Source organism: Mycobacterium montefiorense, from assembly GCF_003112775.1.
Taxonomy (GTDB): Bacteria; Actinomycetota; Actinomycetes; order Mycobacteriales; family Mycobacteriaceae; genus Mycobacterium; species Mycobacterium montefiorense.
The window spans coordinates 1-689 of the sequence record NZ_BFCH01000050.1 but is presented as its reverse complement, the minus strand read 5'-3'; the positions used below and the strand labels follow the sequence as shown (position 1 = coordinate 689).

The 689-nt window shown below is 56.5% G+C and carries 1 protein-coding gene; it reads left to right on the top strand.

Features of this window, described 5'->3' with window-relative positions:
• The coding region (locus DB708_RS27025) for an AMP-binding protein (protein WP_165839946.1) at nt 1–689 on the top strand (689 nt) is incomplete at both ends.

Genomic DNA, 689 nt, shown 5'->3' with positions numbered 1-689 from the left:
TTGACGGTTGCGATGATTCGTGTGGGCCAAGGTGTGGATGCAGACAGGTCTGTTCTTCCGCCGGTGGGGCCGCCGGTGGCGCCGGCTTACATTATGTACACCTCTGGTTCGACGGGTGTTCCGAAGGGGATTGCGGTAGCGCATCACAGTGTGATGCGCACGGTGATGGGGACGAACGACTTTGACATCGAGCCCGACGATAATGTTCTTGCGCTGGTCAATTATGCGTTTGACGCGTCGGTGTTCGATATTTTCGGTGCGTTGCTCAACGGTGCCACGCTGGTGGTGCCCGAACACGACGACATTACCGATCCCGAGCGTTTGGCGGCGATCATCCACGAGGCCGGCATCAAACTCGTGTTTATGACGACCGCGCTGTTTAACGCTTACGTCGATCACGATCCGATGATGTTCGCGCCGTTGCGCAAGGTGCTTTTCGGTGGTGAACGTGCGTCGGTTTGGCATGTGAAGAAGGCTTTGACTCATCTGGGTGCAGGCAAACTCGTGCATGTGTACGGCCCGACGGAGGCCACCGTATTCAGCAGTGCTCATCCGGTTGATGTTGTTGTCGATGATGTTGTTCCGATCGGGAAACCGTTGTCTAACACCAGCCTTTATGTTCTTGACGCTGATCGTCGACCCGTTCCCGTCGGTGTTGTTGGTGAGCTTTATATCGGGGGGGAGGGGGT